The organism is Actinoplanes sp. NPDC019969 (assembly GCF_055562375.1).
Map to the genome: position 1 here is coordinate 528,440 of NZ_JBVHFK010000004.1, position 23,622 is coordinate 552,061.

Below are 23,622 nucleotides of genomic sequence, written 5' to 3' on the forward strand. Positions count from 1 at the left end.
GATGCGCCCTGCCCAAGATCGCGGCCTCTACCGATCTTGAGCAGGAACCGCCGGAACGGGGCGCACAAGATCACAGCTCACGGCCAAATCCCACCGGTTCGCAATGGATCGTGCTTGGCTGGTCGTCAGCGGGTCGCGCCCGGAACCAACCAGTGCGGAGAACGCCACCGCCACGTCAACCCCGCAAACCGCGCCACCGTGAACAGACCCAACCCCGCCCACACCCCCGCGAGCCCCCAGTCGAAGGCATACGACAGCCAGATCACCGGCAGAAAACAGACCAGCGCCGAAAGAATGGTCAGGGTCCGCAGAAAGGCGACGTCCCCCGCCCCGATCAGCACACCGTCCAGGGCGTAGACGATCCCGGCGAACGGAAGCAACCCGACGAACCAGGGCCAGATCACCGCGGCCTGGGCGTGCACCGACTCGTCCGGGGTGAACCAGCCGGGGACGGCTGAGGACCCGGCAGCGGCGAGGGCGGCGAACAGCACGGCGGCGACCCCGCCGGCCAGGGTGACGCGGCGGGCGACGTCGCGGGCCTCGGCGGTGTTGCCGGCGCCGAGGGCGGCCCCGACCATGGACTGCGCGGCGATCGCGACGGCGTCGAGGGCCAGTGCGGCGAAGAACCAGAGTTGCAGCGCGATCTGGTGGGCGCCGACGGCGGCGATGCCGAAGCGGGATGCCACAGCGGTCGCGGAGAGGAAGCAGGCCTGGAAGGCGGCGCCGCGGATCAGCAGGTCGCGGCCGAGGACGAGCTGCTGGACGATGATCTGCGGGTCGGGGCGCAGCGCCCGGGTCTCGCGGACCAGCGCGAGCAGGAACAACGTCCCGCCGATGGTCTGGGCGGTGACGTTGGCGATGGCGGAGCCGGTCAGGCCGAGGCCGGCGGAGTAGACGAGCACCGGGCAGAGGATCGCGGAGAGCACGTTGGCGCCGAGCACGATCCACAGTGGGCGGCGGGTGTCCTGGACGCCGCGCATCCAGCCGTTCCCGGCGGCGGCGAGCAGCAGGCCTGGCGCGCCGAGGGCGGCGATCCGGAGCCATCCGGCAGCGGCTTCGGCGGTGCGCGGGTCACCGGCGAGCAGGCCGGCGAGTGGGGAGGCGAACGTCACGCCGAGCACCGCGAGGACGACCCCGGCGGTGATCGCGAGCCAGGACGCCTGGACTCCTTCGGCGACGGCGGCGGCCCGGTCACCGGCGCCGAAGCGGCGGGCGGCGCGGCCGGTGCTCCCGTACGCCATCAGGGTGCCGAACCAGACGGCGAACGACATCACCGTCCCACCGACGGCGACGGCGGCGAGCGGCACGGACCCGAGATGGCCGACCACAGCGGTGTCGACCAGAACGTAGAGCGGCTCGGCGGCGAGCACCACGAGCGCTGGGAGGGCCAGACCGGCGATCCGGCGGGCGGTCGCGGTCGGCTGCACGGCAGGCGGGCTCATGGTTTCTCATGATGCCCGCCCACGGGTAAGGGCCACAATGATGCTTCTTACTTACAGTGGCCCCCTAGAACAGGGTTTACTGACGCGTGTCCAGCGACGTCTGGAGGGCGCGGCGGGCCTGCTCAGCGGCGTCGTCGACGGGCTTCGGCTTCGGCTTGGCGGCCATCAGGTGGTTCCTTCCAACGATTGGGGCATGCCGCAGCGAGAGGCGCGGTTGCGAGGGTGGGCGCACCGTGGCACGGGGCGCCCGACGGTCGAGCGAGGGTCACCGGCCGGCCCGGGATCGCCGGGGCTTCTGGCGCGGTCGACACGGCCCGGGCCGGTGGGCCCGGGTGGCTCGAGGTCTCACGGTTGGCGCGTCGGTGGCGGCCGCGCGAAACCAAATCACCGTTCAGCCCCCAAACTAACGTTCAGCCCGCGGCCCGCAGGGCTGGTTCCCGCGATCCGGGACAGCAAAAGCGGGGGCCACCCGTTCAGGTGACCCCCGCTCAGCAGGGCGAACAGTTCTCAGTTCAGGTGTTCGTCAAGTAGCCGACGCACCGTGGCCACCACGTCGGCGACCTCCCCGTACCCGGTGAATCCGGCGGCCAGCCGGTGCCCGCCGCCGCCCTGAGCCACCGCGACGCCGCTCACGTCGACCGCGCCCTTGCTGCGCAGTGACACCGACCATTCGCCGGCGGCGACCTGTTTCACCACCATCGACACGTCCGCCTCGGCCACCGAGCGCACCGGGTCGATGAGGGCGTCCAGGACGTACGGCGGCTGCCCGTGCCGTTCCAGGTCGGCGAGTGTGGCGTAGGTCCAGACCATGCCGCGCCCACCGGCGGCCGTCTCGTCCAGCACCGCCCGCCCGATCACCTCGCCGGTCAGCTTCATCGCCCCGAACGGCTTGCTGTCGAAGATCCGCCGGGAGATCTCCCCCGGGCGGATCCCGGTGGCGATCAGCCGCGCGGCCAGCTCATGAACCGATACCGTGGTCATGTCGAACTTGAACGACCCGGTGTCGGTCGCCAGAGCGATGTAGAAGCACTCGGCGATCTCCGCGTCCAGCGGCACCTCGAGACGGCTGAGCAGCCCGTCGGCGACCACGGAGGTGGCGGCCGCGTGCGGGTCGACGAGCCGGACGCCGCCGAAGCCGGTGTTCGACGCGTGATGGTCGAGCACCACGCTGACCGGCGCGGCCGCGACGCGGCCGGCGAGCGCACCGAGGCGCGACTCACTCGCCACATCGAAGACGATCACCAGGCGCGGTTCGCTGAACGCCTCCGGTTCCAGCAGATCAGAGCCGGGAAGCTTACGGTACGGCTCGGGCACCACGAAGTCGCCGGGGAACGTCGCCCGCACCCGGGTGAATCCCAGGCGCCGCAGGCCGAGCCCGAAACCCAGCATGCTGCCGAGCGCGTCCCCGTCCGGGTTCACGTGGCAGATGAGCTGGATCTCGTCGTCGGCCCCGGTCGAGCGGACCGCCTCGACCGCGGCCGCCCACTGCTCGGCGGTCGGGCCGGACAGGGTCACCCGTTGTCCTCGCGGGCTCCGACCGTCTCGGTCTCGTCCTCGTCGTCTTCCTCGACCTTGTACGGGTCGGGGTCGCCGGCGTACTTGGCGCCGGCCGCGAGACGCTGGACCTCCTGGTCCTTGTGCCGCGCCTGCGCGAGCAGGTCGTCGATCTCCTTGACGTGGGTCTGCACGTTGTCGAGCACGAACGTCAGGCTCGGCGAGTGCCGCAGGCCGAGCGCGTGCCCGACCCGGCTGCGCAGCATCCCCTTGGCGCTCTCCAGGGCCGCCGCGGTCGAGGCCTGCTCGGTGGTGTCACCGAGAACGGTGTAGAAGACCGTGGCCTCGCGCAGGTCTCCGGTGATCCGGGCGTCCGTGAACGTCACCATGCCGAGGCGGGGATCCTTGATCTCCCGCACCAGCCGGGCCACCAGCTCCTTGATCCGCTCCGCGTGCCGGCGCGTCTTGGCTGGGTCAGACATATCGCCCACCTCCGACTGTGTATCCCGCGGGTCGTACCGCCCCCGCCCTTAACTGCTGAAGCCTACCTAGCGCTCAATCGTCGTCGCCGTACAGCCGTCGCTTGACGGAGAGCAGCTCGATCTCGGGACGGCCGGCCACCTGGTTCTCACAGGTGTCGACGACGGCCCGCGCCTGTGCGGGCTCGGCCGCCACCACGGCTACCCCGATCTGAGCGCGGCCATGCAGGTCGTGGAATCCCACCTCGCCGACGCTGACCTCGAACTTCTTCAGCATCGCGATGATCGGCCGGACGTAGGAACGCTTCTGCTTCAGCGACTGCGAGTCACCGGGCAGGAGCAGGTCGAAGACTGCGGTCTCGGTATACATCAGCGAGCAGGGTACGCCCGTCGCGCCCCGCGGTCAGCCGGATTTGCGCGCCACCAGCACATCACGCTCGATGCCCTGGTCCACCCGGTGCGCCAGCGGCAGGTGCTCGACCAGCTCGAGCCCGTTGGCCAGCAGGATGTCCTCGGCCTGCTCGCGGCCGGCCACCTTGACGTTCCAGGACAGGCCGATCGCACCGCCCGGGCGCAGCCGCGGCAGCCACTCGGGCACGGCTCGCTCCAGCAGGTCGAGAGGGCTCCGGGTGATCCGGCCGGAACCGTCGTGGCTGCCGTGCGCGACGCCGTACGGCAGGTCGGCGACGATGACGTCGGCGAGGTTCCGGCCGAGCAGCCCGTCCAGGTCGGTGGTGTCGCCCTGGATCACGGCCACGGTCTGCGCGCCCGCCTTGAAGTCGTCCTTGGTGGGGGCGAGCCGCACCTCCAGCCGCCTCGTCTTCCGCCCGTTGGCCCGCATCGGCACCATCTCGGACGTGTGCTTCAGCCGCTTGATCTTGAGCCAGGTCTGCAGGAAGAGCTTGTACGCCTCGAGGTCGGTGCCGTCGATCTCCACACCGATGGCGTCGTACCCGTACATCAGCGCCTGGTTGAGCGTGGTGCCGCGGCCGCAGAGCGGGTCCAGGACGGCGAGGTCGTGGTCCAGCATCCGGTCCGCGGAGGCGGAGGCGAGCACGGTGAGGTTCAGCACCAGCTTGGTGAACTGCTCGTTGGTCTTTCCCGCGTACTTCGGGATGGTGATCAGGTCACTGTCGTAGACGGCGAGCGGATCGAGCGCGAGCGGGCGCAGCAGTTCCTCGTCGGCCCGCTCGAAGAGGGCGTAGGCCGCGGAGAGATTCGAGAGGTACGCGATGTCGCGCTCGCTGAGCGCACCGGTGAACGTCAGGTACTCCACGCCGCCGAGCCGGGTCACCTCGATGTCGGCCAGCCCCGACGACAGCACCGGCCCGAACGCGGCCAGCTCCGCCTGGGCGATGCGGGACGCCTGGTCGGCGTAGACGCGGTTGGCGGAGGGCGCGAGCAGCATGGCATAGCGGGACATGCCGCCATCCTCCCAGCACCGGCAGTGTCCACCGGCGGCCGGGGCCCGAGAGCGTGTGGACTTCGGCCGCGTAGCGCGCCCGAAAGCCACACGCTGGCAAAAGGGCAGCGGCCCCGGTGCTCGGAAGCACCGGGGCCGCTGGAAATCACGGAGCTTACGCCCGCGGCTTCTCGCGCATCTCCCAGGTCTCGATGATGTCGCCGACCTGCGGCGAACCATAGCCCTGGAGCGTCAGACCACACTCGAAGCCCTCGCGGACCTCGGTCGCGTCGTCCTTGAACCGCTTGAGGGAGCTGATCGAGACGTTGTCCGCCACGACCGTGCCCTCGCGGATGATGCGAGCCTTCGCGTTGCGGCGGAGGAGACCCGACCGCACCACACAACCGGCGATGAGACCGATCTTGGACGAGCGGAAGACCTCGCGGATCTCCGCGGTGCCCAGCTCGACCTCCTCGTACTCCGGCTTGAGCAGGCCCTTGAGCGCCGCCTCGATCTCCTCGATGGCCTGGTAGATCACGCTGTAGTAGCGGATCTCCACGCCGGCGCGGTCGGCCATCTCCTTGACCTTGTTCGAGGCCCGGACGTTGAAGCCGATGATCGTCGCGGTCTGCTCCGACGAGGCCGACGCCAGGTTGACGTCGCTCTCGGTGATCGCACCGACGCCGCGGTGGATGACCTTGAGCTGGATCTCGTCCGGGATCTCGATCTTGAACAGCGCCTCTTCGAGGGCCTCGACCGAACCGGAGCCGTCGCCCTTGATGACCAGGGTGAGCGAAGCCTTCTCGCCCTCCTTGATGTCCCGCATCATCTCGTCGAGCGACTTCGGGCGGCGCGAGTTCGCGAAGGTCGCCGCGCGACGGCGAGCCTGCCGCTGCTCGGCGATCTGCCGGACCGTGCGGTCGTCCTCAGCGGCGAGGAACGTGTCGCCGGCGCTGGGCACCGAGGTCAGACCGAGCACCAGGACCGGACGGGCCGGACCGGCCTCGGCGACCTGGTTGCCGTTCTCGTCGAGCATGGCCCGGACGCGGCCGTGCGCGCCACCCGCCACGATCGAGTCACCGGCACGCAGCGTGCCCTTCTGCACCAGGACGGTGGCCACGGCGCCGCGACCCTTGTCCAGGTGCGCCTCGACCGCGACACCCTGGGCGGGGCCGTCGATCGGGGCGGTCAGCTCGAGCGCCGCGTCGGCGGTCAGCAGGACGGCCTCGAGGAGGTCGTCGATGCCGATGCCGGGCTTGGCCGCGACGTTGACGAACATCGTCTCGCCGCCGTACTCCTCGGCGAGCAGGCCGTAGTCCGTCAGCTGCTGCCGGACCTTGTCCGGGTTGGCGTCCGGCTTGTCGACCTTGTTCACCGCGACCACGATCGGCACGTCGGCCGCCTTGGCGTGGTTGAGCGCCTCGACCGTCTGCGGCATGACGCCGTCGTCGGCCGCGACCACCAGGATCACGATGTCGGTGACCTTGGCGCCACGGGCACGCATGGCGGTGAACGCCTCGTGACCCGGGGTGTCGATGAAGGTGATCGCCCGGTCCTCCCCCTGGTGGGGGACGACGACCTGGTAGGCGCCGATGTGCTGGGTGATGCCACCCGCCTCGCCGGCGACCACGTTGGTCTTGCGGATCGCGTCGAGCAGCTTCGTCTTACCGTGGTCGACGTGACCCATGACGGTCACCACCGGCGGACGCGTCACCAGACGGTCCTCGGCGATCTCGGCGTCGAGGTCGATGTCGAACTGCGCGAGCAGCTCGCGGTCCTCGTCCTCCGGGCTGACGATCACGACGTTGAAGCCCAGGTGCTCACCGAGCAGCAGCAGGGTGTCGTCGGACACCGACTGCGTGGCGGTGACCATCTCGCCCAGGTTGAACATCTCCTGGACGAGCGAGCCCGGGTTCGCGTTGATCTTGTCGGCGAAGTCGGAGAGCGACGCGCCGCGGGACATCCGGATCTCCTGGCCGTTACCGCGAGGAGCACCGGAGCTCATCTGCGGAGCGGACAGGTTGTCGAACTCCTGACGCCTCTGCTTCTTCGACTTGCGGCCACGGGTCGGCCGGCCGCCGGGACGCCCGAAGGCACCCGCCGCGCCACCGCCACGGCCACGACCACCGGGACCGCCGCCACCGGGACGACCGGGAGCGCCGGCGCCCACCGGGCCGCCGGTGCCGCCACCGGGGCCACCCCGGTAACCGCCACCACCGGCGCCGCCACCGCCACCGGGACGGAAGCCACCGCCGGCGCCACCGCCGCCACCGGGACGGAAGCCGCCACCGGCGCCGCCGCCGCCACCGGGACGGAAACCGCCGCCACCGGGGCCGCCACGGCCACCGCCCGGACCACCGGGACGGCCTGCGCCGCCACCGGGGCCGCCACGGCCACCGCCGGGACCGGCGGGACGCTGCGAGGGCATCGAAGCGGGGCTGGGCCGCGGCGGCATCGAGGCAGGGCTCGGCCGGGGCGGCATGCCCGGCTGGTTCGGACGCGGCATCGAGGCCGGCGAGGGACGCGGGGCGCCGCCGCCGGAGACACCGAACGGGTTGTTGCCCGGACCACGCGCGGGCGGACGCGGAGAACCGCCGCCGGGGCCGGGACGGGGACCACCGGGAGCACCCGGGGCCGCGGTGCGCGCGGCCGGGGAACCCGGACGCGGCGGGATGTTGCCGGGACCCGGCGGACGCGGGCCACGCGGGGTGCCACTGTCCGGCGAGCCCTGCTTGCGCTCGGCGTCACGGGTGCGGGCGGCCTGCGCGGCCTTGACCGCGGCCTCCTGCTCCGCCTTCAGCGCCGAGGCGCGCGCCTCGGCGGCCGCCACCTCGATGTCGTGCGCGCTGGCCGGCTTGGCGACCGGGCCGGGAACCGGACCCGGACGGCCGGGAACCGGAGGCTTCGGCCGCACGAACGGGCCGGGCGAAGGCGCCGGGGACGTAGGAGTACTGGTGGGTGCTCCACCCTGCGGCGGCCCCGGACGGCGGGGCGGCTGCGGCCGGCCCATCGGCGGACCCGGACGGGGGGAGGGAGAGGCGCTCGGGCCGCCCGAGGGGGCGGGAGCGCTGGACGCCGGAGCCGACGGCGACGCCGGAATGGCGCCACCCTGCTCCAGGGCACCCCGAAGCCGCCGGGCCACCGGGGCCTCGACGGTGCTGGATGCGGACTTCACGAACTCGCCCATCTCCTTGAGAGTGGCGAGAACGGTCTTGCTGTCGACCCCGAGCTCTTTGGCGAGCTCGTGTACGCGGGCCTTTCCTGGCACTGCACTCCTCACTTCGAGGTCGTGCGAGCGCACCCGCACAGACCTCACTCGTGCACTAGAAGCCTGGTCATTTCAGGGACTTCATCGTGTGCTCATCTGGGTCGTCCTACCTTGCTAAGTCGTGACGGGGCGACAGCGTCCCGTCATCGGTGGTTCCACACGGCACGGAGACCGTGCGGATGTGCTCCGCAAGCAGCTCGGGGTTAGCAAGTCCAGTGAGACGCAACGCACGCCCGAAGGCGCGACGCCGCTCTGCCTGTGCGAAGCAGGCCGGATCGGGATGCAGATGTGCTCCCCGGCCCGGCAGCCGGCGCTTTGGATCGGGCAGAAGCCGGAGGCCATCCTCCGTCTCTGCCGCGACGAACCGCAGCAATGAGTCGGCCGGCGCGCGGTTGCGGCATCCGACACAGGTTCGCGTCGGGCCGACCGAGTCCAAGTCTACCCCTCGATCGCGCCGGACGCGTATCCGGTCAGTTCCCCGCCTCTGCCGCATCACGGTCCGAGATCCCGGCGGGCTCGCTGTCCGGCCGGATGTCGATGCGCCAGCCGGTGAGCCGGGCGGCGAGACGAGCGTTCTGACCCTCCCGGCCGATCGCCAGCGAGAGCTGGAAATCCGGCACGGTAACCCGGGCCGTCCGGCTGGCCAGGTCCACCACTTCGACCCGCAGCGCCTTGGCCGGGGACAACGCGTTGCCGACGAACTTGGCCGGGTCCTCCGACCAGTCGATGATGTCGATCTTCTCGCCGTGCAGCTCGCTCATGACGGCCCGGACACGCTGGCCCATCGGGCCGATACAGGCGCCCTTCGCATTCACGCCCGCGACAGCCGAACGCACCGCGATCTTCGTCCGGTGACCTGCCTCACGGGCGATCGCGGCGATCTCCACGGTCCCGTCGGCGATCTCCGGCACCTCGAGGGCGAAGAGTTTCTTCACCAGGGCGGGGTGCGACCGGGACAGGGTGATCTGCGGGCCGCGGAAACCCTTGGCCACGTGCACCACGATGCAGCGGATCCGGGTGCCGTGCTGGTACGGCGCCTCCCCCGGGACCTGCTCGGACTGCGGCAGCACCGCCTCCAGCTTGCCCAGGTCGACGGTCACGATGTTCTTCTCGGCGCGGGCGGCGTCGGCCTGCACCACACCGGTGACCAGGTCGCCGTCGCGGCCCGCGTACTCCCCGAAGTGCTGCTCGTCGGTGGCCTCCCGCAAGCGCTGGAGGATCACCTGCTTGGCGGTCATCGCCGCGATCCGGCCGAAGTCGTGCGGGGTGTCGTCCCACTCGCGCACCATCGTGCCGTCCGCGTCGAACTCCTGCGCCAGCACCGAGGCGACGCCACTCTTGCGGTCGATCTCCACCCTGGCGTGGCTCTCGGCGCCCTCGGTGTGCCGGTAGGCGGTCAGCAGAGCGGTCTCGATGGCCGCGATGATGGTCTCGAACGGGATCTCCCGCTCGCGCTCCAGGGCGCGCAGCGCCGCGAGGTCGATGTTCATTCCCCGCCCTCCCCTTCGTCGTCGTCTTCTTCGTCGTCCTCGGTCTCGTCACCGAAGTCGGCTTCGTCCATGCGCTTGAACTCGATCTGGACCTTGCCCGCCCCGAGTCCGTCCCATGCCAGCTCACGGGTGGTCCCGTCGACGTCCAGCACCACTCCCGTGTCACTGGTGGAGATCACCCGGCCGACCACGCCGCCGACCTCGACCAGCCGGCCGGTGTTGCGGCGCCAGTGCCGGGGCTCGGTCAGCGGCCGGTCCACCCCGGGCGAGCCGACCTCCAGCTGATATTCCCCCGCGAGCAGCTCGCCGCCGGCCTCCTCGGCCGCGTCGAGCGCCTCGGAGATCTCCCGGGAGACCGCCGCCACGTCATCCAGGCCCACACCGCCGTCGGTGTCGACCAGCACCCGGACCACGAACCGGCGGCCGGCTCGGGACAGGTGCAGGTCCTCCAGGTCGTAACCGGCCTTGGTGACCACCGGCTCGACCACCTCACGGATCCGGGCGCGGGCGGCGCTCAGATCGACACGGGGCTGGGCTGGGGTCCGGCTCTCCGGCTCCGGCCGGTTACGCCGGGTGCCGGGGTGACCACCGGGCCGGGCCCCGGCGCGACCACGCTGCGTCATCGGGCTCGACCTCTCGCTAGCTTCTCGCAGGAACGACTATATGCCGCCGGGCAGAGTGCGGCCCCGCGGCTGACGCAGAGCGTAACGTGCCGGTGGGCGGGGCGGAGCAGCGCCGCTCCGAATGGTGTTGACTGGCCGGGTGCGCAATCACTCACGGCGGGTCTTCCTGGGTGCGGCGGCGGCCGGCTCGGCCGCGCTGGCCGGCTGCGGCCTCCTCGACGACGGGCCGGCCCCCGAGCCGGCCCCGGACCCCTTGCAACCGCTGCTCGACGAGGCGCTCGCGCTGGCCGCGGCGTACGCCAGGGCGATTCTCGCGCAACCCGCCCTGGCCGCCCGGCTCACCCCGATGGCCGAGGACCACCGCTCGCACGCCGCCGAGCTGGCGAAGGTGATCGGCACGACACCGCCGTCGGCCGTCCCGTCCGCCTCGGCCGGCGCCGGCGCCGCGGAGACCGTGGCCACGCTGCGTAAGGCGGAGCTGGCGGCGCAGAAGACGGCGGTCGCGGCCTGCAAGGCGGCCCCGGCCGCGCGGGCCGGGCTGACCGGTTCGATCGCCGCCTGCCGTGCCACGCATGCCGAGGGGCTGCGCTGACCGGTTAGGGTTCCGGCGTGAGCGAACAACTCGCCGCCGCCCTCGCCGCCGAGGAGGCGGCCATCTATGCGTACGGCGTGATCGGCGTGCACCTGACCGGCTCCGACGAGGTGTCCCGGGCCCGCGCCGCCGAGCAGGAGCACCGGGCCCGGCGTGACGACCTGGTGGCCCGGCTGGACGCGCTGAAAGCCGGGGTGCCGGCGGCGCCCGCGGCGTACGCGCTGCCGTTCGAGGTCACCGACCGGTCGACAGCGCTGGATCTGGCGATCCACGTGGAGGACGGGGTGGCCCAGGCGTGGCGGGCGCTGCTGCCGGTCACCGAGAACGCGGAGCGCCTCGACGCCCTGTCGCATTTGACCGACTCCGCAGTTCGTGCGACTCGGTGGCGGCGGATCGCGGAGGTCGTACCCCTCACCCTCGCTTTTCCCGGACGCCCGGGGACGTGAACGGGATCGCCCGGGGACGTGAATAGCGGAGAATGAGGGCGTGATCGCCGACCTCGACGCCTCCACGCCCCGCGGCTCACTCGCGATCCGGCTGCGCGACGCCGTCCGGGAACGCTGGCCGGCCGAGGTCAAGGCGGTCGGGCTGTGCGGCTCGATGGCGCACGGCGACGACACCGACAGCAGCGACGTGAACGTGATCGTGGTCACCTACCGGCCGCGGACCGGGCCGAAACCGACCCAGCGCAGGGTCGACGGCATCCCGGTCGACCTGCGGGTCGTGCACGCCGAGGAAGGGCTGGGCCAGGCCCGGTCGCTGACGCCGAACTGGCCGCTGCTGGCCGACGCGTTCATCACCACGTTCCCGCTGCACGACCCGGAGGACTGGTTCAAGGACCGGCGGGAGGCGCACCTCAGCCTGCTCTCCGAGGCCCGGCCGATGGAGTTCACCGGCCTTGCCCGGCACAACTGGGCGATCGCCGGCGGCGCGCACACCCGGGCGGCCCGGCTCGCCCAGTGGTACGACACCGACGCCGCCCTGATCCTGATGGCCCAGGCCCGCCTGCACACCGCCCTGGTCGCCGGCCTGCTGACGCACACCCATTTCCGCAGCGCCGTCGACGCGGTCAAGCACACCGGGGTGGCCGCGGCCGACATGCAGGAGCTCGGCGCGATCCTGAAATATCAGGCGGAGGAGCTGGCCGCCCGCGGCCGCCCGGTGGACGGCCGGCTGGGCGCGCTGTTCGACTAGGACCTAGGGCAGGGTCAGGATCTCGTAACCGTCGTCGGTCACCACGAGGGTGTGCTCGAACTGGGCGGTCCACTTGCGGTCCTTGGTGACGACGGTCCAGCCGTCCTTCCAGATCTCGTAGTCGTGGGTGCCCAGGGTGATCATCGGCTCGATGGTGAACGTCATGCCCGGCTCCATCACGATCTTGAGGTCGGGCTTGTCGTAGTGCGGGATGTAGAGCCCGGAGTGGAACGCCTCGCCGATGCCGTGGCCGGTGAAGTCCTCGACGACGCCGTAGCCGAACCGCCGCGCGTACGCCGAGATGACCCGGCCGATCGCGTTGACCGGGCGGCCCGGGGCGACCGCGCGGATGCCCCGCATCATCGCCTCGTGGGTGCGCTCCACCAGCAGGCGGGCCTCCTCGCTGACCTCGCCCACGCAGAACGTGGCGTCGGTGTCGCCGTGGACGCCGTTCAGGTACGCGGTGACGTCCACATTGATGATGTCGCCGTCCTCCAGCACTGTGGAGTCCGGGATGCCGTGGCAGATCACCTCGTTGAGGGACGTGCAGCAGGATTTCGGGAAACCCTTGTAACCGAGGGTCGACGGGTACGCGTCGTGGTCGAGCAGGAACTCGTGCACCACCCGGTCGATCTCGTCGGTGGTGACGCCGGGTTTGCAGTGTTCGCCGGCGAGCTGGGTGGCCTGCGCGGCGATCCGGCCGGCGATCCGCATCTTCTCGATCGTCTCGGCGGTCTGCACGTGGGAGCCGTGCCACTGCTTCGGGCTCTTCTTGCCGACGTATTCGGGACGGACGATGTGCGCGGGGACCGGCCGCCAAGGCGATTGCTTACCCGGCACGAGAGGGGCACGTACGGTCATGACCCCAGCCTAACCACCCGTGGGAGCGCCGACCGGCCCCGTCCTTGCCGCTCCCGCACCCCTGTGAAATCGTGTTCTGGTGGATCAAGAGGGTGCGGACCCGGACTTCTCCGCGGTGGGCGAGGTCGACGGCGACCGCGTCACCGTGACGGTGACCGGCGAGGTCGACATGGCGACCGCCGGGGATCTCTTCCGGGTCGCCACGCCGGGCACGGCCCGGGCCGCCACCGTGGATCTGCGGGCGGTCACCTTCTTCGACTCGGCCGCCATCCACACCCTGGTCCGCCTGGCCGAGCACTACCCGGGCACGCTCGAGGTGCTGCCGTCGGAGCGGGTGCAGCGGGTCCTGGACATCTCCGGGCTGGGCTCCCAGCCCTGGCTCACGGCGGGCTGAGCGGCCGCCGCAGGGTCACCTCGGTGCCCGCCGGGGAGCGGTGCACCGACAGCTCGGTGAGCGCGCCGATCAGTGCGAGGCCGCGGCCGCGGAAGCCCGGCTCGGTGGCGGGCCGCCAGTTGCCGGTGTCGCGGACGGTCACCAGCACCGCGTCCGGCTGCCAGGACGCCGTCACGGTGATCACCGGCTCGGCCGGGTCGACCGGGTGCTCGATCGCGTTGGCGGCCGCCTCGGAGACCGCCATCACCAGGTCGAAGGCGTCGGCCTCGGCGACACCGTGGGCGGTCAGGAAGTCCTCCAGCCGGCGGCGCAGCGCGGTCAGCCGGCCCGGGTCGGCGGGCAGCCGCAGCACGAACTCGCGCGGCTCGGTGACCTCCAGGGCGACCAGGGCGATGTCGTCGCGGCGGGTCCGCCGGAGCGCCTTGGCCAGCAGCGTGTCCAGCAGGTCGTCGACGTGCTCGGTGGGTTTCGCGACGTCCACGGTCAGTTCGGCGAGACCGTCGTCGATGCCCTGCCGGCGGTCCTCGATCAGCCCGTCGGTGTAGAGCAGCAGCCGGGTGCCGGCGGTCAGCCAGGTCTCCCGGGTCGGATAGCTGACCGAGGCGAGCGCCCCGATCGGCGGGCCGAGCGCGGTGTCGTACAGGAAGGTGCCCAGCTCGCCCGGCGGGCACAGCACCGGCGACGGGTGCCCGGCCGAGGAGAACCACACCCGGCGGGTGCGCGGGTCGAACCCGACGCAGAGGACCGTCGCGAACTGCCGCCGCCCCAGCGTGTCGACGAGCCGGTTCAGGCGGCTCAGCGCGGTGCCGCAGTCGAAGCCCTCCAGCAGGTACGCCCGGAGCGCGTTGCGCAGCTGGCCCATCCCCGCGGCGGCCTGCACGCCCTTGCCGACCACGTCGCCGATGACCAGGAACAACTCGCCGTCCGGGCCGGCGATCACGTCGTACCAGTCGCCGCCGACCCGGGCCTCGCTGCTGCCCGGCACGTACCGCCCGGCCACGATGGCGCCCGGCACCCGCGGCAGGGTCTGCGGCAGCAGGCTGTGCTGCAGGGTGGACGCGATCCGGTGCTCGGTCTCGTAGAGCCGGGCGTTGGCCAGCCGCAGCCCGATCAGCCGGGCCAGCTGGGTGAGCACCGCCGGATCGGCCGGCTCGCCGGAGCCGGACCAGACGAGCAGCTCGCCCAGCGGTGGCCCGCTGGTGTCCGGCAGCGGCAGCGTCACGTCCGGCGGCGCCGAGGCGGGCGCGCCGCCGTCGCGTTCGGCCCGTCCCTCCGGCGTGGTCAGCACCACCCGTCCGGCTGACGTCATGGCCTGCACGTGCCGGGCCGCGACGTCGAGCACCTCGCCGGTGGTCGGGACCGCGTTCAGGGCGACCGCGGCGTCGGCCAGCCCGCGCAGCCGGCTGACGATCTCCCGGCGCAGCTGGCCGAGCTCCAGGTTGGCCCGGACCCGGGCGATCAGCTCCCGGGTGGAGAACGGCTTGACCAGGTAGTCGTCGGCGCCGGCGGCGAGACCCTCGACGGCCGCCTCCTCGCCGGCCCGGGCGGAGAGCACCACGATCGGGACATCGCGGGTACGCGGGTCCGCCCGCAGCGCGGCGATCAGGCCGAACCCGTCCAGCCGGGGCATCATCACGTCGGTGAGCACCAGGTCGAACTGCTGCTCCCGGGCGAGCTCGAGAGCCGCCACCCCGTCCACCGCGGCCGCCACCTGCCAGTACGGCCGTAGCAGCCGGGACACGTGCTCCCGCAGGTCGGCGTTGTCGTCGGCGAACAGGATCCGCCCGCCGCGCGCCCCGGGCACCGGCTGCGGCAGGTCCGGCCCGTCGCCGGCCCACCAGGTCGCCTCGTCCACCCACAGCCGCGGTTCGACCGGGTCGCCGGGCGGCGCCGCATCGTCGCTGACCCGGGCGGCCGGGAGATGAGCGGTCCCGTACGGGATGCGCACGGTGAACTCGCTGCCCTGCCCCGGCCGGCTGCGCACCACGACCGAGCCGCCGTGCAGCCCAGCCAGCTCGCGGACCAGCGCCAGCCCGATCCCGGTGCCCTCGTGACTGCGTGACCAGGCCCCGGTGACCCGGTGGAACCGGTCGAAGAGCCTGCTCTGCTCCTCCTCGGGGATGCCGACGCCGGTGTCCCGGACGATCAGCTCGGCCCCTCCCTCGGCGGACCGGACGCACACCTCGATGCCGCCCTCCCGGGTGAACTTCACCGCGTTGGAGAGCAGGTTGAAGACGATCTTCTCCCACAGCTCATGGTCGACGTGGACCGGCTCGGCGAGCGGCGGGGTGTCCAGGGCGAGGGTCAGCCCGGCCCGCTCGATGGCCGGCCGGAACGTCTGCGCCAGCCGGGCGGTGTGCCCGGCCAGGTCGGTGGGCCGGTAGACGGCGCGGGCCCGGCCGGACTCCATCCGGGAGAAGTCCAGCACCGTGTTGACCAGTTTGAGCAGGCGCAACCCGTTGCGGTGCACCGGGACCAGGCGGTCGTGCAGCGGCCCGGCCACCGCCGGGTCGTCGAGGAGGTCCTCCAGCGGACCGAGGATCAAGGTCAGCGGGGTACGGAACTCGTGGCTCACGTTCGAGAAGAAGTTGGTCTTGGCCTGGTCCAGCACGGCCAGCTCGGCGGCCCGGCGGCGCTCCTGCTCGTACGCCCGGAGGTTGGCCAGCGCCCGCGCGATCTGGGCCGCCGCGAGGTCGAGGAAGTCCCGGTAGGCGTCGTCCAGGGCGAGGTACCGGCTGACCCCGAGGACCAGCGCCCCGGCCGTGTCGGCGCCCGCCCGGACCGGCAGGACCAGCGCCTCGTCCGCGGCCGACGGGACCGGCCGGCTCACCTCGGCCAGCGGGATCCGGCCCGGCCGCCCGGAGGTGATCACCGCCCGGATCGCCGGGTGCGGGTCGGGGTCGTCCAGGATCAGCGCGGCGAACGGCACGTCCTCGGCGTCACCGGTGAGCACGGCGGAGGCGTCGGCGGCGAGCGCGATCTCGTCGGGCGAGCCGGCCAGGCGCCGGCCCAGGGCGCTGAGGGCCCGCACCCGGCGCTCGCCGAGCACCCGCCCGGTCGTCTCGCTGACCAGGCACAGCACCCCGGTGGGCACCCCGGAGTCCGAACGGACCGGGTCGTACGAGATGTCGAAGTAGGTCTCCTCGAGGAACCCGTACCGCTCGATCATGAACAGGTGGTCCCGGGCGTAGAACGACCGGTCGTTGCCGATCACCCCGTCGAACAGCTCGTGCAGCACGTCCCAGATCTCGCCCCACAGCTCCCGGCCCGGGCGCCCCAGGAAGCCGGGATGTTTGCCGCCGATCACCTCGGCGTAGGTGTCGTTGTAGAACGTCACGTACTCCGGGCCCCAGAACAGGGCGATCTGGGCTCGTGAGGCCAGCAGCGTGGCGACCGCGTCGACCAGCTCGCGCGGCCACGAGGACGGATCCCCGACCGGGGTGCCGGACCAGTCCAGGGCGGACATCCGGGCGCCCATCTCGCCGCCCCTCGCGAAGGCGTTGCTCAGCCGCCTCGGCAGGGCGCCCATGCGTGCCTCCTGAAGTCACCGGGATCCGCCAGGCACGGTAACACCGCGCGAGCGGCAGCGCCCGGAACGTCAGGCCGCCGCGACCGCCCGGCCGCGCACCGCAGCCTCCACCAGCGCGGCGAACGACCGCAGGTCGGAGGTGCGCTCGGGGTGCCACTGCACGCCCAGCGCGAACGGCTGGCCGGGGTGCTCGACGATCTCCACCACCCGGTCGTCCGGGCACCAGCCGACCGGGAGGAACTCACCCGGATCGGCGACCGCCTGATGGTGGAACGAGTTCACCGTGAGGGAGCGGCCGAACAGCCGGTGCGCCAGCGAGTCGTTCTCGACGACCACGTCGTGCCTGCCGTAGTCGGAGGCGCCGGCGGCGAGCGGGTCGGTGCCGGTGGCGGCCCGGTGCCCTTCGTGGCCGACCAGGTCGGGCAGGTGCTGGTGCAGCGAGCCACCGGTGGCCACGGCCATCAGCTGCATGCCCCGGCAGACGCCGAGCATCGGCAGGCCGGCCGCCAGGGCGGCGCGCATCAGCATCAGCTCGGAGATGTCGCGGACCTTGTCCACCTCGGTGGCGGGGTGCGGCGGGGCGCCCCAGTTCGCCGGATCGATGTCCCCGCCCCCGCAGAACACGATCCCGTCGAGCGACTCGATCACGTCGGTGCCCGGGTCGTCGGGGGTGATCAGGACGGCCCGGCCACCGACGGCGTGCACCGCCTTCACGTAGGTCATCGGGAGCATTCCGGCCATCAGGTCGTTACGGCCGTACCGCACCTGTTCGGCGTAGGCGGTCAGGCCGATCAGCGGTCTGCGCATGTCTCAGGGATCTCCTTCGGTCGCCGCCGCCACCAGGGCGCCGAAGAGCCGGCGGTCACGGCCCACCTCGGGGTGCCACTGCACCCCGAGCACGAACCGCCGCCGCGGATCCTCGACCGCCTCGGGCAGGCCGTCGGAGGCCCATCCGGTCACCGTCAGCGAGCCGGGATCGGCGACGCCCTGGTGGTGGAAGCAGTTGATGGTCGTGTCGTCACCCATCAGGGCGGCGATCCGGCTGCCGGGCGCGAACCCGGCCGACTGGGAGCCGTACACCCCCGGGGCCGGCCGGTGCTTCTCGTGGCCGAGCACGTCCGGCAGGTGCTGGTGCAGGGCGCCGCCGGCCGCGACGGTGAGCAGCTGCATGCCACGGCACACGGCGAGCACCGGCATGTCGCGGTCCAGGGCCGCGCGGAGCAGCAGCAGCTCGGCGGCGTCCCGCTCGGGGTGGGTCACGGTCCACGGGCCGGGCCGCTGGCCGTACAGCGACGGCTCGAGGTCCGGACCGCCGGAGAGCACCAGGCCGTCCAGCCGCCGCAGCACGTCGGCGTCGAGGTCGTCCGGCGGCAGCAGCACCGCCCGGCCACCGGCCAGCCGCACCGCCTCGGCGTAGTCGTGCGGCACCAGCGCGCTGGGCAGATCGGTCCAGACGCCCCACGTGGCAGGAAGCACATAGGACGTTATGCCGATGATCGGACGCATCGCACCACCGTAGTCACAGGCGCGCGGCGCCGGAGAACCGGCGCCGCGTCACGGGCCCTTCTGTCCCACCCGCGCGGGGACTCGACCGAACGGGCGGGGATTCGACCCCACACACCTTGTTGAACTGGGCGTATGAGGTTCCATCCCCACCGTAGCGGGTTCGTAAACCTTCACAGCGGAGTTACATACGCTCCGGTGATGCCGCCGTCGACGACGAACTGCGAGGCCGTCATGAACGACGCGTCGTCGCTGGCCAGGAACGCCACCGCGGCGGCGATCTCCGCGGGTTCGGCGAACCGGCCCATCGGCACGTGCACCAGCCGGCGGGCGGCCCGCTCCGGGTCCTTGGCGAACAACTCCATCAGCAGCGGGGTGGCCACCGGGCCGGGGCAGAGCGCGTTGATCCGGATGCCCTCCCGGGCGAACTGGACGCCCAGCTCCCGGGTCATCGCCAGCACGCCGCCCTTGCTGGCGGTGTAGGCGATCTGCGAGGTCGCGGCGCCGAGCAGGGCGACGAACGACGCGGTGTTGATGATCGAGCCCTTGCCCTGCCGCTGCATGTGCGGGATCGCGTACTTGCAGCAGAAGAAGACGCTCGTGGTGTTGACCTTGAGCACGCGCTCCCACGCGTCCAGGCCGGTGACCAGGATCGAGTCGTCGTCCGGCGGCGAGATGCCGGCGTTGTTGAAGGCGATGTCGACCCGGCCGTGCCGCTGCGCGACCCCGTCGAAGAGCGCCTTGACCTGCTCCTCGTCGCTGACGTCGCAGGCCACGAACTCGCCGCCGACCTCCTCGGCGACGGCCTTGCCGGCGTCCTCCGAGATGTCCACGGCCACCACGAGGGCGCCCTCGGCGGCGAACCGCCGGGCCGTCGCCAATCCGATACCGCTACCGGCGCCGGTGATCACGGCGACCCGGTCCTGCAAACGATCCACTTAATCTCCCGTAGCCAGGAACACGTTCTTCACGTCCGTGAAGGACAGCAGTGCGTCCGGTCCCAGCTCGCGCCCGAGGCCGGACTGTTTCATGCCACCGAACGGGGTCCAGTAGCGCACCGAGGAGTTGCTGTTGACGCTGAGCGCGCCGGTCTCCACGGCCCGCGAGACGCGCAGCGCCCGGCCCACGTCCCGGGTCCAGATCGAGCCCGACAACCCGTATTCGGTGTCGTTGGCGAGCCGGATGGCTTCCTCCTCGTCCCGGAACGGCAGCACGCTCACCACCGGGCCGAAGATCTCCTCACGCCAGTGCCGGTCGGACGCCTCACGGGCCAGCAACACCGTCGGCGGGAACCACCAGCCGCCCCCGTCCGGAGCCTCACCCCGGAACGCCACGTCAGCCCCGTCCACATAGGAGGCGACGGCGTCACGCTGACCGGACGAGATCAGCGGGCCCATCTCGGACGAATCACTGGAAGGGTCCAATACCCGGAACTTCTTGACGGCCGGTTCGAGAAGGGCGAGGAACTCGTCGTACACCGAAGCCTCGACCAACAACCGTGACCTGGCGCAACAGTCCTGGCCCGCATTGTCGAAGACCGCGCCGGGCGCGGCGGCAGCCGCAACCGAAAGGTCGGAATCCGCGAAGATGATGTTGGCGCTCTTGCCGCCCAGCTCCAGGGTCACCCGTTTCACCTGGTCGGCACAGCCCGCCATGATCGACTTGCCGACCGCCGTGGAGCCGGTGAAGCAGACCTTGCGCACCGCCGGATGGGTGACGAACCGCTGACCCACCACGCTGCCCTTGCCCGGCAGCACCTGGAACACGTTCTCCGGCAGGCCCGCTTCGAGGGCCAGCTCGCCGAGGCGGATCGCGGTCAGCGGGGTCAGCTCGGCCGGTTTCAGCACCACGGTGTTGCCGGCCGCGAGCGCCGGGGCGAACCCCCAGCCGGCGATCGGCATCGGGAAGTTCCACGGCACGATGATCCCGACCACGCCGAGCGGCTCGTGGAAGGTCACGTCGACGCCGCCGGCCACCGGGATCTGCCGGCCGGAGAGGCGTTCCGGGGCGCCCGCGTAGTAGTTCAGGACATCCCGGACGTTGCCCGCCTCCCAGCGCGCGTTGCCGATCGTGTGACCGGCGTTGCGTACCTCGAGAAGTGCCAGCTCCTCCAGCTTCTCCTCGACCACCGTGGCGAACCGGCGCAGCAGCCGCGCCCGGTCACCGGGCGTCACCCGGCGCCACTCACCGAAGGCCTTCGCCGCACGGTCGATCGCCGCATCGGTCTCATCCAGGCCCAGCGACGGTACGGTCGTGAAGACCGCCCCCGTCGCCGGGTTGATCACGTCTGTCGTCCCCACGCCGAGATCCTCACACACTCAGAGGCGCTCGAAGCCGCGTCGCAGCTCCCAGTCGGTGACCACGGCGTCGTAGGCGGCCATTTCCACCCGTGCCATGTTGGCGTAGTGGGCCACCACGTCCGCCCCGAACGCCGCCGCCCCGATCTCGCTGGCCGCCCACAGGTCGTGCGCCTCCCGCAGTGTCCCGGGCACCCGCCCGGCCGTCTCGTCGTGGTAGGCGTTGCCGCGGAACTCGTCCTCCAGCGTCAGCTCGTTCTCGATGCCGTGCAGCGCCCCGGCGACCAGCGCGGCGATCGCCAGGTACGGGTTCACGTCGCCGCCCGGCACCCGGTTCTCCACCCGCATGCCCTGCCCGTGCCCGGCGATCCGCAGCGCGCACGTCCGGTTGTCGACGCCCCAGCGCAGCGCGGTCGGTGCGAACGAGCCCGGCTGGTACCGCTTGTACGAGTTGATGTTCGGCGCGAACAGCAGGCTGAACTCGCGCATCGTGGCCAGCAGCCCGGCCAGCACCCGCTGCCCGGTCTCGCTGAGATGGGCCGGCCCGTCGCCGAGCATGGCGGACCTGCCGTTCTCGTCCCGCAGCGAGAAGTGGATGTGGCAGGAGTTGCCCTCGCGCTCGTTGGGCTTGGCCATGAAGGTGAGCGCCATGCCCTCCTGCGCGGCGATCTCCTTCGCCCCGTTCTTGTAGATAACGTGGTTGTCGGCGGCGGTGAGCGCGTCGGCGTACCGGAAGGCGATCTCGTGCTGACCGAGGTTGCACTCCCCCTTGGCGCTCTCCGGGAGCAGGCCGGCGCCGTACATCTCGTTGCGGATCCGGCGCAGCAGCGGCTCCACCCGGGCGGTGCCGAGCAGCGAGTAGTCCACGTTGTACTGGTTGGCCGGCGTCAGATCGCGGTAGCCCTTGGTGAACGCCGCCTCGTAACTGTCCCGGTAGAGGACGAACTCCAGCTCGGTCCCGGCGAACGCGGTCAGCCCGTGCGCCGCCAGCCGGTCCAGCTGGCGGCGCAGGATCTGCCGGGGTGAGGCCGGCACCGGCTGCCCGGACGTGTCCAGCAGGTCGGCCAGCACCAGCGCGGTGCCGGGCTGCCACGGGACCCGGCGCAGCGTGCTGAAGTCCGGCTTCATCACGAAGTCGCCGTAGCCGGTGGACCAGGAGGACATCTCGTACCCGTCGACGGTGTTCATGTCCACGTCGACGGCGAGCAGGTAGTTGCATCCCTCGCTGCCACCGGACACCACCTCGTCCAGGAAATACCGTCCGTGCAGCCGTTTGCCCTGCAGACGGCCCTGCATGTCGGTCAGGGCCAGCAGCACCGTGTCGATGCCGCCGTTGTCGACGGATACGTCGAGCTCCTCGAGATCCATGTCGTCAGTCCTATCAGTCGGTGGGCTCGCCGTGGGCGGCCTTCTCCAGGAGGTTCTGCTTCGGCCCGGTGAACCACTTCCGGGCGCTCGCGAACCACCAGATCGCTGCCGCGCCGAGCACCACCGCCACCGCGACGATCGTGTAGTTGAAGGTCTCCGCGGTGATCGGAGAAGCCGGCGGGAGCACGAAGAGGACGCAGATGACACCTACCCAGACGATCGCGATCCAGCCGATCGGGGCACTCCATTTCCCGAGATTCCACGGGCCGGGCTGGAAGTCCGGGTTGAGCCGGCGCAGCAGAACCGGGCCCACGTAGGCGATGTAGAGGCCGATCACCGCGATCGAGGTGGCGGCGGCGTACGCCACGGTGTTCCAGAGCGACGGCAGGACCAGGATCGTGGAGAGGGTCACGCACAGCCAGATGGAGTTGGTGGGCGTACCGGTACGGGGGTTGACCTTCTTCCAGAGCCGCGAACCGGGGATCGCGTCGTCGCGGGCGAAGGCGTACGACATCCGGGAGTTCGCGGTGACCGAGGCCATGCCGCAGAACCACTGCGCGACCATGCAGATGAAGAGCAGGAAGACGCCCAGGTCGTGCCCGACCGCGTCGATGAAGATCTGGGCCGGCGGCAGGCCCAGATCGGTGCCGAGAGCGCCCTCGTAGTCCTTGATGGACCAGGTGATCGCGACCAGCAGGACGAACCCGGCGACCACCGAGACCACCACCGACATCACGATGCCCCGGGGCGCGGCGTTGGCGGCGTCATGGGTCTCCTCGGCGACGTGCGCGGAGGCGTCATACCCGGTGTACGTGTACTGCGCCATCAGCAGGCCCATGAGCACCGCGTACACCCCCGCCCCGGCGAAGGTGAACCCGGTCGCGTTGTAGACCTCGGTGAACACCTCGGCGATGGGTTTGTGCTGGTCCGGTACGACCACCAGGATCCCGACGATCACCGCGACGCCGACCAGGTGCCACCACGCGCTCACGTCGGAGAGCACCCGCACCAGGTTGACGCCGAAGGTGTTCAGCAACCCGTGCACGACGATGATCACCAGGAAGATCAGGAACGTGGCGAGGGTCGTCACCTCCAGCCCGAAGGTGAGGCTGAGGAACGCCGCGGTGGTGATGGCCGCGCCGAAGTCGATGGCAGCGGTGACCGCCACCTCGCCGAGGAAGTTGAACCAGCCGATGAACCAGGCCCACGCGGGTTTGTTCTTCTTGGCCAGTGCGGCCGCCCACCAGTAGAGGGCGCCCGCGGTCGGATAGGCGGAGCAGACCTCGGCCATGGCCATGGCCACGAAGGTCACCATGATGCCGACGAACAGCCAGCCCAGGGTGATCGCGACCGGGCCGCCGGCCTTCATCGCGATGCCGTACGAGGTGATCGCCCCGGCCAGGATCGAGATGATCGAGAAGGAGACGGCGAAGTTGGAGAAGCCGGACAACCGGCGGTGGAGTTCCTGTTTGTATCCGAGTTGAGCGAGTCGTTCTTCGTCGGTACTCATCAACGCACCTCCTGTGTGACCTGAGCCACTGATGCGATGATCTTTGCTCCACTGTGTTACGGCAGTCAATGCGTAGCGTTAATTGCGTTGCCGCGCGCCCGGCGCCGATGGGACTCTCGACGGCATCCGGGCCTCCCTCCGGGTCGGCGGCGCGGGGCGCGGTCACCTCTCTCTCG

20 protein-coding genes and 2 pseudogenes are annotated in these 23,622 nt (G+C 71.4%); 4 read left to right on the forward strand and 18 right to left on the reverse strand.

What is annotated here, in order from left to right:
- Nucleotides 1-125: 125 nt before the first annotated feature.
- The 10 genes and pseudogenes from ACZ3II_RS15790 to rimP all read right to left on the reverse strand — a co-directional run bounded on the left by ACZ3II_RS15790 (nt 126) and on the right by rimP (nt 10,198).
- Nucleotides 126-1,442 (reverse strand): MATE family efflux transporter, encoded by a 1,317-nt coding sequence (locus ACZ3II_RS15790; protein WP_465518352.1) that lies wholly within the window; start codon nt 1,440-1,442, stop codon nt 126-128.
- A 507-nt stretch (nt 1,443-1,949) separates the two neighbouring features.
- Complete coding sequence (locus ACZ3II_RS15795) at nt 1,950-2,957, reverse strand: DHH family phosphoesterase (protein WP_465518353.1); 1,008 nt, start codon at nt 2,955-2,957, stop codon at nt 1,950-1,952.
- The gene (rbfA, locus tag ACZ3II_RS15800; RefSeq protein ID WP_465518354.1) at nt 2,954-3,418 is read right to left on the reverse strand and encodes a 30S ribosome-binding factor RbfA; all 465 of its coding nucleotides are present in this window, start codon (nt 3,416-3,418) and stop codon (nt 2,954-2,956) included. The genes ACZ3II_RS15795 and rbfA overlap by 4 nt, the downstream gene beginning before the upstream one ends.
- 73 nt (nt 3,419-3,491) lie before the next feature.
- A complete protein-coding gene (locus ACZ3II_RS15805) occupies nt 3,492-3,785 on the reverse strand; it encodes a DUF503 domain-containing protein (protein ID WP_465518355.1) in 294 nt (97 codons plus the stop codon).
- 33 nt (nt 3,786-3,818) lie between these two features.
- Nucleotides 3,819-4,838 carry a TRM11 family SAM-dependent methyltransferase gene (locus ACZ3II_RS15810; RefSeq protein ID WP_465518356.1) on the reverse strand — a complete coding sequence of 340 codons (1,020 nt, stop codon included), beginning with the start codon at nt 4,836-4,838 and terminating at the stop codon, nt 3,819-3,821.
- Nucleotides 4,839-4,992: 154 nt separating this feature from the next.
- A pseudogene (gene infB / locus ACZ3II_RS15815) lies at nt 4,993-7,845 on the reverse strand (translation initiation factor IF-2); the annotation flags it as partial.
- A gap of 89 nt (nt 7,846-7,934) precedes the next feature.
- Nucleotides 7,935-8,085 (reverse strand): annotated as a pseudogene (locus ACZ3II_RS15820) (translation initiation factor IF-2 N-terminal domain-containing protein); the annotation flags it as partial.
- Between the two features lie 106 nt (nt 8,086-8,191).
- Nucleotides 8,192-8,578 (reverse strand): YlxR family protein, encoded by a 387-nt coding sequence (locus tag ACZ3II_RS15825; protein WP_465518414.1) that lies wholly within the window; start codon nt 8,576-8,578, stop codon nt 8,192-8,194.
- Complete coding sequence (gene nusA / locus ACZ3II_RS15830; protein ID WP_465518357.1) at nt 8,556-9,575, reverse strand: transcription termination factor NusA; 1,020 nt, start codon at nt 9,573-9,575, stop codon at nt 8,556-8,558. Before nusA ends, ACZ3II_RS15825 begins: the two co-directional genes overlap by 23 nt.
- A complete protein-coding gene (gene rimP / locus ACZ3II_RS15835) occupies nt 9,572-10,198 on the reverse strand; it encodes a ribosome maturation factor RimP (protein ID WP_465518358.1) in 627 nt (208 codons plus the stop codon). Before rimP ends, nusA begins: the two co-directional genes overlap by 4 nt.
- A 121-nt stretch (nt 10,199-10,319) precedes the next feature.
- Here rimP and ACZ3II_RS15840 point away from each other — a divergent pair, with 121 nt between their 5' ends.
- The 3 genes from ACZ3II_RS15840 to ACZ3II_RS15850 are packed head-to-tail and all read left to right on the forward strand — an operon-like array spanning nt 10,320 to nt 11,984.
- A complete protein-coding gene (locus tag ACZ3II_RS15840) occupies nt 10,320-10,790 on the forward strand; it encodes a hypothetical protein (protein ID WP_465518359.1) in 471 nt (156 codons plus the stop codon).
- A gap of 17 nt (nt 10,791-10,807) precedes the next feature.
- On the forward strand, nt 10,808-11,236 hold the full coding sequence (locus ACZ3II_RS15845) for a ferritin-like domain-containing protein (protein ID WP_465518360.1): 429 nt from the start codon (nt 10,808-10,810) through the stop codon (nt 11,234-11,236).
- A gap of 40 nt (nt 11,237-11,276) precedes the next feature.
- Nucleotides 11,277-11,984, forward strand: a complete 708-nt coding sequence (locus ACZ3II_RS15850; protein WP_465518361.1) for a nucleotidyltransferase domain-containing protein — start codon at nt 11,277-11,279, stop codon at nt 11,982-11,984.
- A 3-nt stretch (nt 11,985-11,987) separates the two neighbouring features.
- Here the strand turns inward: ACZ3II_RS15850 and map are convergent, their stop codons facing one another.
- Nucleotides 11,988-12,845, reverse strand: coding sequence for a type I methionyl aminopeptidase (gene map, locus ACZ3II_RS15855; protein WP_465518362.1), 858 nt, complete (start codon nt 12,843-12,845; stop codon nt 11,988-11,990).
- Between the two features lie 79 nt (nt 12,846-12,924).
- Between map and ACZ3II_RS15860 the strand changes: the two genes are divergently transcribed.
- Nucleotides 12,925-13,239 carry an STAS domain-containing protein gene (locus tag ACZ3II_RS15860; RefSeq protein WP_465518363.1) on the forward strand — a complete coding sequence of 105 codons (315 nt, stop codon included), beginning with the start codon at nt 12,925-12,927 and terminating at the stop codon, nt 13,237-13,239.
- Here the strand turns inward: ACZ3II_RS15860 and ACZ3II_RS15865 are convergent.
- The 7 genes from ACZ3II_RS15865 to ACZ3II_RS15895 all read right to left on the reverse strand — a co-directional run bounded on the left by ACZ3II_RS15865 (nt 13,226) and on the right by ACZ3II_RS15895 (nt 23,446).
- Complete coding sequence (locus tag ACZ3II_RS15865; protein WP_465518364.1) at nt 13,226-16,768, reverse strand: SpoIIE family protein phosphatase; 3,543 nt, start codon at nt 16,766-16,768, stop codon at nt 13,226-13,228. The genes ACZ3II_RS15860 and ACZ3II_RS15865 overlap by 14 nt on opposite strands.
- Before the next feature lie 69 nt (nt 16,769-16,837).
- Nucleotides 16,838-17,575, reverse strand: coding sequence for a gamma-glutamyl-gamma-aminobutyrate hydrolase family protein (locus tag ACZ3II_RS15870; RefSeq protein ID WP_465518365.1), 738 nt, complete (start codon nt 17,573-17,575; stop codon nt 16,838-16,840).
- Between the two features lie 3 nt (nt 17,576-17,578).
- Nucleotides 17,579-18,274, reverse strand: coding sequence for a gamma-glutamyl-gamma-aminobutyrate hydrolase family protein (locus ACZ3II_RS15875; RefSeq protein ID WP_465518366.1), 696 nt, complete (start codon nt 18,272-18,274; stop codon nt 17,579-17,581).
- Nucleotides 18,275-18,444: 170 nt separating this feature from the next.
- On the reverse strand, nt 18,445-19,209 hold the full coding sequence (locus ACZ3II_RS15880; protein WP_465518367.1) for a 3-oxoacyl-ACP reductase: 765 nt from the start codon (nt 19,207-19,209) through the stop codon (nt 18,445-18,447).
- On the reverse strand, nt 19,210-20,571 hold the full coding sequence (locus tag ACZ3II_RS15885; protein ID WP_465518368.1) for an aldehyde dehydrogenase family protein: 1,362 nt from the start codon (nt 20,569-20,571) through the stop codon (nt 19,210-19,212).
- Between the two features lie 18 nt (nt 20,572-20,589).
- Nucleotides 20,590-21,936, reverse strand: a complete 1,347-nt coding sequence (locus tag ACZ3II_RS15890; RefSeq protein ID WP_465518369.1) for a glutamine synthetase family protein — start codon at nt 21,934-21,936, stop codon at nt 20,590-20,592.
- A gap of 13 nt (nt 21,937-21,949) precedes the next feature.
- The gene (locus ACZ3II_RS15895) at nt 21,950-23,446 is read right to left on the reverse strand and encodes an amino acid permease (protein WP_465518370.1); all 1,497 of its coding nucleotides are present in this window, start codon (nt 23,444-23,446) and stop codon (nt 21,950-21,952) included.
- Nucleotides 23,447-23,622 lie beyond the last annotated feature (176 nt).